The organism is Pseudocolwellia agarivorans (assembly GCF_002000085.1).
GTDB lineage: Bacteria > Pseudomonadota > Gammaproteobacteria > Enterobacterales > Alteromonadaceae > Pseudocolwellia > Pseudocolwellia agarivorans.
The window spans coordinates 200,403-216,728 of record NZ_MUZU01000002.1; the positions used below are offsets into that span (position 1 = coordinate 200,403).

General features: G+C 38.5%; 15 protein-coding genes. 10 read left to right on the forward strand and 5 right to left on the reverse strand.

Annotation, left to right across the window (positions count from 1 at the left end; translation table 11 throughout):
* The 9 genes from B0X80_RS03970 (at position 1) to B0X80_RS04010 (ending at position 9,573) form a co-directional block, all read left to right on the forward strand.
* Positions 1 to 1,779 (forward strand): IlvD/Edd family dehydratase, encoded by a 1,779-nt coding sequence (locus B0X80_RS03970; protein ID WP_077338516.1) that lies wholly within the window; start codon positions 1 to 3, stop codon positions 1,777 to 1,779.
* Between the two features lie 60 nt (positions 1,780 to 1,839).
* Positions 1,840 to 3,027, forward strand: a complete 1,188-nt coding sequence (locus B0X80_RS03975) for a fumarylacetoacetate hydrolase family protein (protein WP_077338517.1) — start codon at positions 1,840 to 1,842, stop codon at positions 3,025 to 3,027.
* A gap of 62 nt (positions 3,028 to 3,089) precedes the next feature.
* Entirely contained in the window at positions 3,090 to 4,682 is a 1,593-nt protein-coding gene (locus tag B0X80_RS03980; protein ID WP_077338518.1) for an aldehyde dehydrogenase (NADP(+)), read from the forward strand.
* A gap of 82 nt (positions 4,683 to 4,764) precedes the next feature.
* A complete protein-coding gene (locus B0X80_RS03985; protein WP_175623869.1) occupies positions 4,765 to 5,685 on the forward strand; it encodes an SMP-30/gluconolactonase/LRE family protein in 921 nt (306 codons plus the stop codon).
* Positions 5,682 to 6,164: a cupin domain-containing protein gene (locus tag B0X80_RS03990; protein WP_077338520.1), complete on the forward strand. Its 483-nt coding sequence runs from the start codon at positions 5,682 to 5,684 to the stop codon at positions 6,162 to 6,164. Before B0X80_RS03985 ends, B0X80_RS03990 begins: the two co-directional genes overlap by 4 nt.
* A 52-nt stretch (positions 6,165 to 6,216) precedes the next feature.
* Positions 6,217 to 7,557: a glycoside-pentoside-hexuronide (GPH):cation symporter gene (locus tag B0X80_RS03995; protein WP_077338521.1), complete on the forward strand. Its 1,341-nt coding sequence runs from the start codon at positions 6,217 to 6,219 to the stop codon at positions 7,555 to 7,557.
* A 12-nt stretch (positions 7,558 to 7,569) separates the two neighbouring features.
* A complete protein-coding gene (locus B0X80_RS04000) occupies positions 7,570 to 8,538 on the forward strand; it encodes a D-2-hydroxyacid dehydrogenase (protein WP_077338522.1) in 969 nt (322 codons plus the stop codon).
* 258 nt (positions 8,539 to 8,796) lie between these two features.
* On the forward strand, positions 8,797 to 9,186 hold the full coding sequence (locus tag B0X80_RS04005) for a hypothetical protein (protein WP_077338523.1): 390 nt from the start codon (positions 8,797 to 8,799) through the stop codon (positions 9,184 to 9,186).
* Positions 9,187 to 9,219: 33 nt separating this feature from the next.
* Entirely contained in the window at positions 9,220 to 9,573 is a 354-nt protein-coding gene (locus tag B0X80_RS04010; RefSeq protein ID WP_077338524.1) for a DUF4870 family protein, read from the forward strand.
* Between the two features lie 88 nt (positions 9,574 to 9,661).
* Here the strand turns inward: B0X80_RS04010 and B0X80_RS04015 are convergent, their stop codons facing one another.
* The 4 genes from B0X80_RS04015 to B0X80_RS04030 all read right to left on the reverse strand — a co-directional run bounded on the left by B0X80_RS04015 (position 9,662) and on the right by B0X80_RS04030 (position 14,119).
* On the reverse strand, positions 9,662 to 10,318 hold the full coding sequence (locus B0X80_RS04015) for a hypothetical protein (protein WP_077338525.1): 657 nt from the start codon (positions 10,316 to 10,318) through the stop codon (positions 9,662 to 9,664).
* Between the two features lie 38 nt (positions 10,319 to 10,356).
* A complete protein-coding gene (locus B0X80_RS04020; RefSeq protein WP_077338526.1) occupies positions 10,357 to 11,520 on the reverse strand; it encodes a glycoside hydrolase family 43 protein in 1,164 nt (387 codons plus the stop codon).
* Between the two features lie 134 nt (positions 11,521 to 11,654).
* Positions 11,655 to 13,049, reverse strand: a complete 1,395-nt coding sequence (locus B0X80_RS04025) for a sugar porter family MFS transporter (RefSeq protein ID WP_089024839.1) — start codon at positions 13,047 to 13,049, stop codon at positions 11,655 to 11,657.
* Between the two features lie 92 nt (positions 13,050 to 13,141).
* Positions 13,142 to 14,119, reverse strand: a complete 978-nt coding sequence (locus B0X80_RS04030) for a Gfo/Idh/MocA family protein (protein ID WP_077338528.1) — start codon at positions 14,117 to 14,119, stop codon at positions 13,142 to 13,144.
* 182 nt (positions 14,120 to 14,301) lie between these two features.
* Between B0X80_RS04030 and B0X80_RS04035 the strand changes: the two genes are divergently transcribed.
* The gene (locus tag B0X80_RS04035; RefSeq protein ID WP_245825386.1) at positions 14,302 to 15,084 is read left to right on the forward strand and encodes a ThuA domain-containing protein; all 783 of its coding nucleotides are present in this window, start codon (positions 14,302 to 14,304) and stop codon (positions 15,082 to 15,084) included.
* Between the two features lie 142 nt (positions 15,085 to 15,226).
* Here the strand turns inward: B0X80_RS04035 and B0X80_RS04040 are convergent, their stop codons facing one another.
* Positions 15,227 to 15,577, reverse strand: a complete 351-nt coding sequence (locus B0X80_RS04040) for a hypothetical protein (protein ID WP_077338530.1) — start codon at positions 15,575 to 15,577, stop codon at positions 15,227 to 15,229.
* Positions 15,578 to 16,326 lie beyond the last annotated feature (749 nt).

The following is a 16,326-nucleotide window of genomic DNA, read 5'->3' on the forward strand; positions in this document are numbered from 1 at the left end:
ATGAAATTAAATAAACAACATCGTTTTCGTTCACAAGATTGGTTTGATAATAAAGAGCATATTGATTTAGCGGCTTTATATTTAGAGCGTTTTATGAATTACGGCATTACACCTGAAGAGCTACGTTCGGGTAAACCTATTATTGGTATTGCGCAATCAGGCAGCGACTTAGCGCCATGTAATCGCATTCATCTTGAACTAACTAAACGCGTTAAAGATGGCGTAAGAGCAGCAGGCGGTATACCGATTGAATTTCCAGCGCATCCTATTTTTGAAAATTGTAGACGCCCTACTGCTGCACTTGACCGTAACTTAGCTTACCTAGGTTTAGTAGAAATTTTATTTGGCTACCCAATTGATGCCGTTGTATTAACCACAGGTTGCGACAAAACGACACCGTCAAGCTTAATGGCGGCTTCTACTGTTGATATTCCAGCTATTGTTTTATCAGGTGGTCCAATGCTTGATGGCTGGCACGATGGTGAATTAGTAGGTTCTGGTACCGTTATTTGGCGCTCAAGAAAGCGTTTAGCAGCCGGAGAAATTGATGAAACTGAATTTCTTAATTTAGCCATGGACTCTGCCCCTTCTGCCGGACACTGCAATACGATGGGCACCGCATTAACCATGAACTCAGTTGCTGAAGCTTTAGGTATGTCGTTAACGGGTTGTGGCGCCATACCTGCTCCGTACAAAGAACGTGGTCAAATGGCTTATCGAACTGGTGTTCGTATTGTAGAAATGGCTTATGAAGATTTAACGCCGTCAAAAATACTAACACGCGACGCTTTTGTTAATGCCATGAAAGTTATTTCAGCCTTAGGTGGATCAACCAATGCACAACCGCATCTTATGGCAATGGCTCGACACGCAGGTGTTGAAATAACCGCTGAAGATTGGAATGAACTTGCACGACCTATTCCGTTACTGGCCAATGTTCAACCCGCAGGTAAATACCTAGGCGAACGTTTTCATAGAGCTGGTGGTGTACCTGCCATTATGTGGGAATTATTAAACGCCAATAAACTTAATGGCGATGTATTAACCGTTACGGGCAAGCCATTAGCAGAAAACTTACAAAACCTACCTAAAATCGACAGAGAAGTGATTAAGTCGTTTGATGAACCTATGTTGAAAGATGCCGGCTTTGCTGTGTTTTCTGGTAACTTTTTTGATTTCGCCATTATGAAAACCAGTGTTATTTCGCCTGAGTTTACGCAACGTTTTCTTTCTGAAAAAGGTAACGAAGGCGTGTTTGATGCGCGTGCAATAATTTTTGAAGACTCAGAAGATTATCATCAACGCATTAACGATCCGGCATTGAACATTGATGCTCACTGTATTTTAGTTATTCGTGGCGCAGGCCCAATTGGCTGGCCGGGTTCGGCTGAAGTTGTAAACATGCAGCCACCTGATTACTTAATTAAACAAGGCATCACCAGCTTACCTACGTTGGGAGATGGTCGCCAATCGGGCACGTCAGACAGCCCTTCTATCTTACATGTTTCTCCTGAGAGTTCTGTTGGTGGCGGCTTAGCCTACCTACAAACAGGCGATATGTTACGTATCAACATGAACAAAGGCACCTGCGACGTATTACTGCCAGAAGGTGAATTTGAAAGCCGTAAATCAGTAACACAGGTTACACCACCAAAATCACAAACACCGTGGCAAGAAATTTACCGCGATACGGTTGGCGATTTATCACAAGGTGCGGTTATCGAGCTTGCCACTAAGTATCAAGGTATTTCTAAAAAATTACCTAGGCACAATCATTAGTTGTTACTCACAAAAAAGCGTTTACATCATTTAACTTAGAACAAACAGAAGATAATTATTATGCAATTAGAGCAACATTTACCATCAGATCAATACGCTGGCACCTTAATTGGTAGAGCTTGGATACCGGCTAATTTAACAAAAAGCACAGCCAATTGTGGTGGCCCGTCGCCAATCTGGTTGAACGATTCAAACGTTTACGACTTATCTTCATTAGCGCCAACTTGTTCTGAAATTCTGAATAAAGGTATTACCAAGCAAGCATTATTAGCCGGTAACTTTCCTGTTATTGGTAGTGTTGAAACCCTTATAGCTAACTCCATTAATTATCCATGTAATACCGACTATTTACACCTTTTAGCGCCTTTTGATTTACAAGCAATAAAAGCGTGTGGCGTAACCTTTGTTTGTTCGATGATCGAAAGAGTTATAGAAGAAAAAGCTAACGGCAACCCAGAAATTGCCAAAGGTATATGTTCTAAAATTGATGAAACCATAGGATCAAGTATTGAAAATTTAGTGCCCGGTTCTCCTGAAGCATTAGAGCTAAAAGAAGTATTGATCAAAGAAAACATGTGGTCGCAATACTTAGAAGTAGGCATTGGCCCTTATGCTGAGGTGTTTACTAAATCGCAATCTATGTCGTCTGTTGGTTTGGGTGCACAAGTCGGTATTCACCCTATATCAAGCTGGAACAACCCTGAACCTGAAGTGGTACTTGCCGTTAACAACCAAGGAACCATTGTTGGGGCAACGTTAGGAAACGACGTTAACTTACGTGATGTTGAAGGCCGAAGCGCTCTACTTTTAGGTAAAGCAAAAGACAACAATGCGTCATGCTCTATTGGGCCATTCATTCGTTTATTTGATGAAACCTTTACCCTTAACGATGTTAAATCAACTCAAGTAACATTGAAGGTAAAAGGCGACGATGGTTACGAGCTTGAAGCCACCAATGATATGACGCAAATCAGCCGAGATATTGAAGATCTTGTCGCACAAACGATTTCAACATCGCATCAATACCCTGATGGTTTTGCACTATTTACCGGAACTTTATTTACACCAACACAAGATAGAGACGAAGCGGGTAAAGGCTTTACACATAAACCTGACGATCTTGTTGTTATATCCGCAAGCAAGCTTGGCGCTTTACAAAACAAAGTGCACTTTTCAGACCAAATTCCACCTTGGGAGTTTGGTATTAGCGCACTAATCAAGAACCTAGCACAACGTAACTTACTTTAATCGGGTTTATTTGAATATAAATTCACTCTGTTTACTGAACCAAATTTAGGAATATTCAACTTATGTACAAGCTAACACAACAATCATATATCGCCGGATCATGGGTTACTCCACAAGGTGAAGCGTTTAATGCTCAAAACCCAGCTACTCAAGAATTATTAGCTGATCACAATAATTGCCTTGAAGTTGACGTAAATAACGCTATGCAAGCCGCGCAAGATGCGTATCCGGTTTTTAGCCAGCTCTCGCCAGAAAAACATGCTGAATTTTTAATAACTATCGCTGAAGAAATTGAAGCATTAGGCGATCAATTACTTACCGTATGCGACAAAGAATCTGGATTAGGTTTACCAAGATTAACTGGTGAACGTGGTCGCACAACAGGCCAAATTAAAGCCTTTGCTGAAATAGTTAAAAACGCGAGTTGGACACAAGCCAGTATTGATACCGCGATACCTGATCGAGCTCCTTTACCTAAGCCAGATCTACGTAAAATGTTAAAGCCTATTGGGCCTGTTGCCGTATTTGGCGCGTCTAACTTTCCGTTTGCTTTTGGCACGTTAGGTGGAGATACCATTTCAGCACTTGCGGCGGGTAATCCAGTTGTTGTTAAAGGTCATCCTTCTCATCCTGCGACTAACGAACTCATGGCTTATGCGATTAGTAACGCTATTGCCCGTTGTGAACTTCCAAAAGGTGTTTTCTCATTACTGCAAGGCAACGCTATTCCATTATCCGTACAACTGGTTTGTCATCCATTCACTGAAGCGGTTGGTTTTACAGGTTCTTTAGGCGGCGGTAGAGCAATAATGGACGCCGCAGCTAAAAGAGCTAAACCTATTCCTGTGTATGCAGAAATGGGCAGTGTTAACCCAATGTTTTTCACTAAAAACACACTAGATAAATCGGGCGAAGCCCTTGCTCAAGCGCTTGCTGGTTCTGTATGTATGGGAACAGGCCAATTTTGTACATCGCCAGGCGTTATTGTTATTCAAAAGAACGACGCTTTTGTTAGTACCTTAGCTGAAACAATGAATGCTAATGCGAAAGGGTTAATGCTAAATGCAGGTATCGGACAAGCGTTTTTAAAAGGTGTTGGACAGTTTATTACAAGTGGTGACGTTGAATGGGTTAATAAAAATGAAACCAGCTTAGCCTCGTCAATCGACAATGCTTTACTACCACCAAACGTTGTATTAAAAACAGCGGCAAGTGCTTTCTTACAAAATCCACAATTACAAAATGAAGTATTTGGTCCTGCAACTTTAGTGGTTGAATGTGACGATGAAATTGAATTTTTAGCAATAGCTAAAGTATTAGAAGGTAACTTAACTGCCAGCATACACGCCGTTGATGAAGACAACGCTTTAGTTAAAGAACTACTTGTTTTACTGGAACAAAAAACTGGACGTATTATCTTTAATGGTTTCCCTACTGGTGTTGAAGTTTGTGGTTCGCAGCATCATGGTGGCCCTTACCCTGCTTCGTCAAATGGTGCTACAACCAGTGTAGGTATTGACGCAATTCATAGATTCACCCGTTTTGTTGCTTACCAAAATACACCCCAACAACTATTACCAACAGAGCTACAAGATACAAATCCTTATAACATTGTTCGTCGCGTAAATGGCGAATTTACTGCAAAAGCTATTTAAGCTGCCCTGCAATACTTTATTGTAAAACGTTTAAAACCTTCTCTAAAAAGAAGGTTTTAAAAAATCAAAGTTAAGGATGTATATGTCACAGCCAATCACTAACGAGAACGCCAAATTAGTACACAAAAGCCATTGTCGAATAGGCGAAGGTGTTATTTGGTCAGTTGCCGAACAAGCCCTTTATTGGACCGATATTTTAGGCAATATCGTTTATCGCAATAAAAATAACGTGACTGAATCTTGGCCACTACAACAAAGTTTAACCAGTATAGGTTTTACCACTGACAACACCTTAGTCGGAACATTTTACGATGGTTTTTACGCTTTAGATCTGGTCAACGGTGTACACAAAAAAATAGCGGCGCCTGACTTAGATTATTCAACCATTCGCTTTAATGATGGCGCTGTTGATACTCATGGGCAATTTTGGGCTGGCACTATGCACACTGACGACCCAATGAACAATGCCCTAGGTTCGCTATACCGCTTTGATGAAACCGGACAACCAAGCCTGCAAGACGATAACTACTATTGCACGAATGGCCCATGCTTTACCGCTGACGGAAGCGTTATGTATCACACCGACACCTTAGTTAATCAAAAAATATATCGTTGCGAGCTTGATGCAAAAGGCAATTTTGTTAGTCGTTCAACTTTCTTACATTTTGATAAAGAAGGCACCTATCCCGACGGCATGTGCTTAGACAAAAACGGTAATTTATGGGTTGCACTTTGGGGTGGTTGGGGTGTTAACCAATACTCACCTGACGGCACTTTACTGCAACATATTGAGTTACCAGTTGCACAAGTAACTAAGTGTATTTTTGGTGGTGAAAATTTAGATACTTTATTTATAACAACAGCGTCTGAATATTTGTCTGATGAAGATAAAGCTAAACAACCTTTGGCTGGTTGTTTGTTTTCAGTGAAAACCAATACGCAAGGCAGAGCAGAAAATTTATACCAACACACATTATCACAAGAAAAAGGCACTGAATCATGAACAATAAAACATATTTAAAAGCTATTGGCTTAACACTTTCATTTACATTAGCGAGTGCGTGTTCTTCTATCGCTACCAATAAAACAAACAATACAGAAAAAGCTACAGAACAAAAAGCAACAATTCAATCAAGCATTGTAAGTTTTGAAAACGCTCATAAAACTCCATACGACCACAGTGTGTTCCATACCTATTTTATGGGCGATACCACAACAACAAAAGAAGCCATTGTTGGAATAGCCATAATTGAACCAGGCCATGAAATTCATCCCGCTCATAAACACGAAGACGAAGAATATTTATTAATTATAGAAGGCTCGGGTGTTTGGACATTAAACGGGGTTGAAACACCAGCTAAAGCTGGCGATGTACTGTTCGCATCACCTTGGGACATGCACGGTATATTCAATACAGGCGATGTTCCAATGAAATTTTTTGTTACCAGAGCAAAAGGTAAAAACGTGACCATTAAACAATAAAAACACGTACTCATAAAATAACAATAATAATCAAAAGCTAGGAACAACCAACATGGCAACTACACCCCCTTTAACAACAAAGTTAACAACCAAAGAAAAACTCGCCTATGGTTTAGGTGACACGGGCAGCAACATAGTTTTCCAAGTTGTTATCGCCTTTATGATGTTTTATTACACTGACGTATTCGGAATTACCGCAGCAGAAGCCGGTACGTTAATGTTAGTTGTACGTGCGTTTGACGCAATAACAGATCCGTTAATGGGTGCATTAGCTGATAGAACAAAGTCTCGTTGGGGCCGTTATCGTCCATATTTATTATGGATGGCGATACCTTTTTCATTACTCACCATTATTGCTTTTATAACGCCTGATACCTCTCATGCAAATAAACTTATATACGCTTACATTACCTATTCTTTAATGATGCTAGCGTACACGGCCATTAATATTCCTTACTCCGCATTAGGTGGAATACTCACAACAGACATACAAGAAAGAGCCTCAGTGCAAGCTTGGCGTTTCGCTATGGCTAAAGCGGGCGGACTTATTGTTGCCCTACTGACTCTGCCCCTTGTTGCTTATTTTGGCCAAGGCGATGAACAACTTGGTTTTAGTTTAGCGATGACAGTGTTGTCGTTAGTTGCTATGGCTTGTTTTATCGCATGTTTTCTTTTTACGAAAGAACGTGCGCAAGAAGTTACCGAAAATGCTCCAATTAAAACGGATATATTTGCTGTATTAAAAAATGATCAATGGCGCGTATTAGCCGCAGTCACTTTTGTTGTATTGATCACCGTAGCTATGCGTGGCGGTGTTATGGCGTATTACGTGACTTACTACCTAAAACATGAGGAACTTGTAAGCTTGTTTATTACCGCCAGCATGTTTGGTGGCATATTAGGTGCTTTGATGTCGAATTGGGCAATAAAGTTTATATGTAAAGTTAAGTTAATGAAAATTGCTTGTTTAGGTATAACAACAACAAGCGCCATACTTTATTTTGTACCTGCAGACAAAGTATACCTAGCTCTTTCTGTTACGCTAATAACACAGTTTTTTCATATGATATTTATTCCTTTATTGTTCTCTGCAGTACCTGACACTGTAGATTATAGTTTGAAGAAGTCTGGCAATGGACCAATGGCAATGAGTGTTTCAGGACACTTACTTAGCTTAAAATTTGGTATTGCTATTGGTGGAGCACTAACTGGTTGGATGCTTGCAGGATATGGTTATCAAGCCAATGTAGAACAAACTCAGTCTTCACTTGATGGCATTATTATTATCTTTGCTGCTAGCCCAGCTATTGGTGCTTTAATTGCGTACGTATTATTGAATTTTTATAAACTTGACTACACATGGTCAAAAACAATGAACACAACCACCGAATAAGGCAGTACAACAATGAAACTTTTAATGTGGATAGACGCTAAGTTTATGGACACGGCTGCCAACATAAAACTACATGAATATGCCGGAAACAGAGACGTTCTAATAACTACAGATATTAACCTTGTTTTAGAAAACGCTTCTGACATCGACATAGTTTTAGGCGATTTTCCAAGAGAGCATTTAGCTTTACTCCCAAAGCTAATTTGGTTCCAACAATTTGGAACAGGAGTTGAGTGGCTAATTAGTCACCCTTATTTAATTAAGGCTCCCTTTTTATTAACTAACTGCTCGGACGATCATCACGATGTTGTTGCTGATCACCTGATGGCATTAGTACTTAGTATTACCCGCGGTATTCCACAATTTGTTAATAGTCAAAGTAAAAAACAGTGGCAGCAAACCAGCCTGACCAACTGCGACAACTTGTTTCAACTTCGTGGTAAAACCGTTTTAGTGGTTGGGCTTGGTTCTGTAGGTTTAGCGATTATTAATCGTTTACTTCCTTTTGGTGTAAACATTATTGGTGTTCGTAAAAATATCAACAAAAGCGTTAAAAACGTAAGTAAACTTTATAGTATTGATGAGCTAGGCATTGCAGCTCAGCAAGCTAATATCGTTATTACCTGCTTACCGCGCACCGACGAAACAACGCATTTATTTAATGATGCGTTTTTTGAAGCCATGCCAAAGCCAGGCTTTTTCTTTAATATTGGTCGTGGAAATGCAGTTAACGAAACGGCCTTGGTTAATGCTTTAGCAACAGGAAAACTGAATGGTGCAGCAATCGATGTAACCATAGAAGAGCCATTAAATAAAGAATCACCTCTATGGACAGCGCCTAATTTACTCATTACGCCACATGTTGGCGGCACCTATAACGATGTAATGAAAACATGGCGAGATGTAGCGTTAGACAACTTAGCCCTGTATCAACAAGGTAATGAACTTAGAAATGTAGTTGATAAAGCTTCAGGGTATTAACTTTAAACTTTGTATACATAGCGGCTCTAAAGTTAAAGCTATTCAATAGTAAGTGATTGAGTGTAAGTAATAAATTAGCTATATTGCTTCCTAGCTAATGAAGGTGTTACAGCGGAAGTCATCACAAACGAACCTTCCCTTGATATTTCTATCAACAATAAATAGCTAATACTAGAGCCCAATATAACGAACTAAATCAGTTCTTATTAACGGCTCTCATTAAATTAAAAACCATCATAAAATAAAAGGAAAATATTTATGAACACTAAATTACTCTCATCTATCGCCTTAGTCGCTGTATTCTTAACTGGCTGTAAAACCGTATCTTCATCTTCGGCTCCCTACGTAGAAACTAATATGCGCGTTACAGGGCCTATCTATATGACCACAGCTACAATTCCTGAAAGTGTCGGTTATACGGTTATCGGCAACGTTAAAGCCAATGCCCGCCAAGGCTATGATAAAGTTGAAACCTTATATCCTTTAATTGCAGATGAAGCGAAAAAAGTAGGCGCTAATGCCGTTATTAATGTTAAAGGTGGGAGAACTGTTTCTGCATTTTCTTGGGCTGCTCCATTCGTAAGTGGTACAGCAATTAAAATTGATGATGTAAGTAAGCTAGAAAGCTTTAAAGGTAAAGTTAACTAATCACAGCACAAAGTCATTCCAAAAGGAGTAAGCATGAGTGAAGAAATACTAGAAAATGAACCGTCAAGTAAAAATACCGCTAAAATCATTTACATACTTTATTTGATTGGGCTTTTCTTTGGCATCACCGGAGTAATTGGTGTAGTTATGGCTTATGTGAATAAAGATGACGCTTCACAATGGTTAAAAACACATTACCAATTTCAGATCCGAACCTTTTGGATTGGCGCTCTTTATATGTTTTTAGGCTCATTACTTTCGTTAGTATTAATTGGTTGGTTTATTCTTTTATTTTGGGTTGTATGGTTAATTATACGTTCAGTAAAAGGACTTAAAGCACTTGACTCTAACAGAGCCATTGAAAACCCAACAAGCTGGTTTTTTTAATATGATAGCTGGCCAACATTTATAAATAACTGCAATGGCCAGCTTTAACAAGCCTTTTCAATAATGATAATTGAAACTTTTAAGCCTATTAATTAGCGTTTGATAAAAGAGTTACAGCTCTCCAACGGCCTCTTGCCCAAGCATAACCTCCGTCTTCTGGTATTTCTCCGTTAGAGGCAGCTATCGCTTCTACGGTGAGTTCGTCGCCTGCTGTTAATGTTACTGTTTGGCCCGTTCTAAAATACACTTCATGGAAGTCTAGCTCTGTTCGTGGATTGGTAAAGTCGCCAACTAATTCGCCATTTAACATGAGCTTGTAGTTGCTTTCGCCGTCGAATTCAGACAATGCAACAAAACCTAACTCAAAGCTGCCTGCTTCGGCTTCAGTTATTGTGTAGCTAGCTTTTGCGTATTTAGTACGAAAAGCTAAATTAGCGGCATCTATACTTAGCGAGTCAGTTTTTGGATCATCGTAAAAAGTCGCATGCTCTGCACTTTCTTCATGTAATGTAAAATCGGCATTAGCAATAATAGCTCTTTCAACATTAGGTAAATTGATGATGTCGCTTTTATCGGTTAAGGCTTTATCATTCATTGTAAAAAGCTTGGATTGCGTTTGATTTGCTAAGCTATTTACCGAAGTATTATTCACTGAGCTTGTAGCAACGTTTTCAGCTGCAGTATTGTCTTGTGAACAACCAAAGCTAGTTACTGCAATTGATGTGATTAAAAGTAAGTTTTTCATAATTTGTCCTAGTTTTCTCGTGAGTAACTTGCGTTAGGTTATTTATCTAACTCACCCAAATAAGCATCAACCGTTTCAATTGTGCCGTCTTCGTTATGTATTAACTCTACCATTTTTATGCTGCGTAAATGGGTTTTTCCGCCACTTAACGAACTGTCGTGGAAAAACAAATACCACTTACCATTAAACTCTGCAATTGAGTGATGGTTTGTCCAACCTAAAACCGGTTCTAGTACTTTGCCTTTCCAAATAAACGGTCCGTACGGGCTTTTTGATGTGCCATATTGAATAAAACGAGAATGGCCTGTTGAATAGCTAAAGTAGTAGGTGTCTTTAATTTTGTGTACCCAAGCGGCTTCAAAAAACTTGCGGTCGAAGTCGCCTTGTAGAATAGGTTTTCCGTTTTCGTCTTGTAATATTACGTCTTGTAATGGTTGCGCTAAGCTTTTCATATCAGCATTGAGTTTAGCTATTTTGGGCATGTAAACGGGTTCGTTATCAGCCGGATATTTATCTTCTTCTATGTAGCTTCCGGTTTGCCATCTTTGTAATTGTCCACCCATTATACCGCCAACATACAGATAATATGATCCGTCGTCGTCTTGAAATACTGATGGGTCAATACTGTAAGTCCCTTTAATAGGTTCAGCTTCAGGTACAAATGGTCCTGTTGGTGTGTTTGCACTGGCAACACCTATTCTGAAAATATCGTCTTTGTCTTTTGCAGGAAAATATAAGTAATACTTACCGTCTTTTTCTGCTACATCCGGTGCCCACATTTGTTTAGTTGCCCATGGTACTTGGCTAACATGTAAAGCTTGGCCATGGTCAACAACTTTTGTATTTTCAGTAACTTCGTCTATTGAAAACACGTGATAATCGCGCATATCAAAATGCCCGCCTGACGAGTTTCTCACTACGCCACTTTCTATATCATGAGACGGATAAATATATAACTTGCCATTAAATACATGGGCAGATGGATCAGCCGTATACATATGGGTAATTAATGGGTTTTGTGGGAAACGTTCAGGGTTTTCAACTTGAGAGTTAACCTCAGTTTTAACTTGTGGCTGTTCTGGTTCAGCTTCAGGTTTGCCGCTTGCTGCATTAACATTCATGCTCATAGCAAGGGTTAAGCTGGTGAGTAATACACTTTTAGATATCGCTTGTTTATAAGAATTTTGTTTTGATTGTTTCATAAGATTATCCGTTGGGTATTCAGGTAGAGTTAACGCGATATAAAATGATTTATTTTATATCGCGTTAACTGGATTAATGACCTGATGTAAATGTTTATTTTATTAAGGTGTAATCTTCGGGTTTAAAATAAGTATTACAGACCGTCCATCTGCTCTAACTCTTTACCTTTAGTTTCGCTTACAAATTTAAGAACAAATATGATTGAAAGCCCTGCACATAAGGCATAAAAGCTATACGTTGCAGCTAAGCCAATGGAAGCCAGCATAATAGGAAACATCATGGTGATAGCGAAGTTTGCTGTCCATTGTGTAAAACCACTTACCGCCAAACCTAAACCACGAACTTGGTTAGGGAACATTTCACCTAATAACACCCACATTACAGGGCCCCAAGACAAATTAAAGAAGAATACGTAAGCATTAGCTGAAATTAACGCAACAACACCCATTGAACCTAAAATTAAATCGCCAGACTCATCAATATCCGCCGACATAAATGAAATAACGAGAATTGATAAGGTGATGGTCATTCCGATTGAACCCAGCATTAATAAAGGTTTTCTGCCTACTTTATCAATATAATACATAACCAATAAACAGGCAGCTATACTTACACCACCACTTAAAATATTAATTAATAACGCGTCTGACTCTGAAAAACCAACCGCTTGCCAAAGCACCGCTCCGTAATAAAAAACAATATTAATACCCACTAATTGCTGCAATGTAGCTAAACCTAGCCCCACCCACACAACTTTACGCACTCCACCGGTTTTTTTATTTAATAAGTCGGTAAATTTAGGTTCGTGTTTGTCTTGCGCAAAAGAGTTTTCAATTTCAGTTAATTTACCTTGTGCGTAATCGTCGCCGTATAAACGCTTTAACACGTTTAAGGCTGACTCATTACGTTGTTTTAATACTAAAAACCGAGGGCTTTCTGGTATAAAAAATAAGGCTAATAAAAAAACGAAGGCTGGAATTAATTCAATCCAAAACATCCAGCGCCATGCTTCAAAATCCATCCACAAAATAGCGGTTGAAACACCGGCAATATCAGCTAAATAATAGTTACTTACAAAGGCTGAAAACAAGCCTGAAATAATAGCCACTTGTTGAATAGATGAAAGCGTACCACGATATTTAGCAGGTGCTATTTCACTGATATAAGCCGGAGCTAAAACGGAAGCTGCACCTACCGCGAAACCACCAATAATACGGTAAATAACAAATTCGAATGAGGTAACAGAAATACCTGAACCGTAGGCACTTACAATAAATAATACCGCAGTAATAATAAGGATAGTTTTACGACCTAATTTATCAGCTAAGCTACCCGCCATAAAGGCACCAATTGCACAACCTAACAACATACTTGCTACGTTAAAACCAGTCGCAACGCTGTCTGAATTAAACGCGGCTTTTAATCCGTCAACGGTGCCATTGATAACACCACTGTCGAAACCGAATAAGAAACCTCCTATGGTAGCCACAACACATATTAAAAATATAAAACCTTTGTTCTCTTTCATTGATGGCTCTAGTTGAGCAGCTCCATCAACTGGGACGGTATTATCATTATTATTTTTCATCTAAATTCCCCGATCTTTTATTGATATTTTGCTTATATAGCCAGTTTTTTGTATTTGCTTTTAACTCGCGCTAATTGCTCTTGTAGTTCTTGGCTTACCGCATGTGGCATTTGTTCGTGTTCTAGCTTTTTAGCTAACACAGCTTCGCCAGCAGCTTGGGCTTCGTAGTTCAAACCTTGGCTTGTACGATTGTCTTGAAAGCTATCTACTAAATTGTCTGAATGATAAAGCTCACAACTGCTAGCCCTCCAAAAATCTGGAATAACAATGGAGCCTTGTTCACCAATAATGACTGCCCAGTTATGAAGTTTGCATTGAAATGAGGTGCCTAGTGTTAAATGAACATCACCAGATTCAGCTAAAATGATCAGATCGTCTTCAACACCATTTGGAGCAAATTGAGGTTTTACATAAACGTTTTCAATGGTTTTTTCGGTAAAGAATGTTGAAATAGCTAGCGGGTAAATACCCATGTCTAACAAACAACCACCGGCTAGATCTTCACGGTATACGCGCGACTCTAGTTGATAAGGCATTGGGTAACCGAAATCAGCTTTTATCTGTTTAATTTTACCAATACGCCCTTCTTCTACCCATTGCTTAGCTTGTATTATCGCCGGTAAAAAGAAAGTCCACATGGCTTCCATTAAAAACAGCTTTTTCTCTTTAGCTAGTTCAAATAATTGCTTACTTTCTTCAGGGCTGACTGTAATAGGCTTTTCACACACTACATGTTTTCCAGCCATTAACGCATCGCGAACATTCTCAAAATGAAAATTATGAGGCGTTGCTACGTAAACAATATCAACATTAGGATCATCATAAACTGACTGATAACCTTCATAAGCATTAGTGATATTGTATTTATCAGCAAAACTACGTGCGTTTTCTATATTTCTTGCGCCTACAGCAACTAACTCACCGTTATTAACAAACGACATATCTGCACAAAACTGCCCAGCAATTGTCCCTGTGCTAATAATTCCCCAACGTATTTTATTGTTTTGCATTACTTTAATTCCTCTAAACCTAATACGAAAAAAGCCAATAACTCATCATTTATAAGCAATTGCCTTAAAAATCTTTTATTGTTTTCAGTATGACTTATCGACATTGTCATGCTATCTTTATGTTATTGTCAAATTAACTATAACATTTATTGCGAAATAAAAAAGACATGGAGATAAAAACAATGCCATCGAATTTTGTAAAAACTCAATTTAAAACAATACTGTTTATCTGCTTTAGCTTTTGCTCGTGCATAACATTTGCTAAACAATTTAACGTGCTGTTATTTACTAAAACAGCAGGTTGGCACCATAAATCGATACCTGCAGGTGTGGCTAACATTAAGGCGTTAGCCGAGGAACATGATTTTAATATGGTATGGCATGAAGACGCCTCGCACTTTAACGATAAGTTTTTAGCCGATATTGATGTTGTTATTTTTATGATGACAACCGGAGATATTATGAACGAAGAACAACAAGCCGCGTTTAAGCGTTACATACAAGCTGGTAAAGGTTTTGTTGGTATTCATAGCGCGTCAGACACTGAAGCTGATTGGCCGTGGTTTCAAAAATTGGTAGGCAGAAGTTTTGTCATTCATCCTGTTGTTCAAACAGCGAGAATGCAAGTGGTAAACACTTCGTTTCCTGGTATGAACCGTATCCCTAACAACATTTTATGGACCGACGAATGGTATGACTTTGGCCCTGAAAAAAGTAAAAATCTAAACTACTTATTAAAGGTTGACGAAAGCACCTACGACACACATTCAGACTGGGGCAATAACCAAACAGGCGATGGTATGGGAGCATTTCATCCTATTGCTTGGTATCAAAACTTTGATGGTGGCCGCTCGTTTTATACGTCGTTAGGACATTTAGACGCTGTACACAGTAACCGCGATTTTAAGCACCATGTATACGGCGGAATATATTGGGCAGCAACAGGGAAAGGGATTTTGAAGTAAGCTAAGTAAATAAGGGCAAGTAAATACAAACTTGCCCTTACCTACACCTCAATAAAAGATAAGCAATTGCTAGCTAAAATTAACGACGAACAATGTCCCTGCTTATTATTTATAACACTCTTTTTGATATAACATTAACCGTTCATTCTAGTAATCCACTACCAAACATAAGTAACGCGCCAACAAATATCAATAACTGATTTAGAATAAATAATCTTTGTATTTTTTGGGGGATTTTATTCCTTATTTCGAATCTATTACAACGTTTAGCTTGCCAATCAAATAGGAATATAAGCGAGTAACGTGTGATACCTAAAGCAGCAGAAAATAAATTTGAAGAAAAGGAATAAGCGTTGTCATCAATTATATCTTCAACAAAAGAGAGACACTTAGCTTTAATATAAAAAACAAAAAAGATGCTAAGAAACGCAAAACTCAGGCCTGTCATAAAAAGAAGCATAGAAATTTGTTGCATCAAATTTAATTCCGTCATACCGATTACTTAACTCCATTAAGCTTATATATTTCGGTGCCTCATGTTCACGTTTATCACCAACAACTATTATGTACAAAAATAGTGATGTACGTACAACTATCAGCTGTTTAAGTCCTTATAATGACTTAAATTTCAATTACGCCATAAAAATAGCTACGTACCATCCACTCAAAATGAACTATTTGTAATATTTTACACAAACCAGGAGTTCCATGCCTCCAATAAATAGTAAAATCCCCCAAATTAACACCAGAATATGGAACTTCAATTATACCTTTTGGATTTTCAGGGTAATAAAAAGATATAGAAGGTTCTTCTTTAAGCTATCTTGAATTAGGCTAATATAACTTAAATGTCCGGTCGCATGGTCAGGAATCAAGCCGCTACAACTTTGTGTAAATAGTTTTTCAATCAACTCCAAGATCTCTGAACTATCAAGTTTTTCGCCATTAGTGAGTACAGACTCTAAAATCTCGGAAGCAAAACATACTAAACCATAATCTCCCTCAAGCATAAAAACCGACTATATAAACGCCACAATAACAACGTCCACTTCCATAGTAACCAACTAACCCGAAAGCACAGTAAATTCAATCTGTTAAATAAGCTAATGGCTAGAAAACTATAAATATTGCCGAAAACAGGTAATTATCACTAAACGGTTAGATGTAGATCAAAAATATAATGAGTTTTTTGAGTTTTACCTTTCTAAAGTTTTGACTATATGAAATATTAAGGTAATTGTG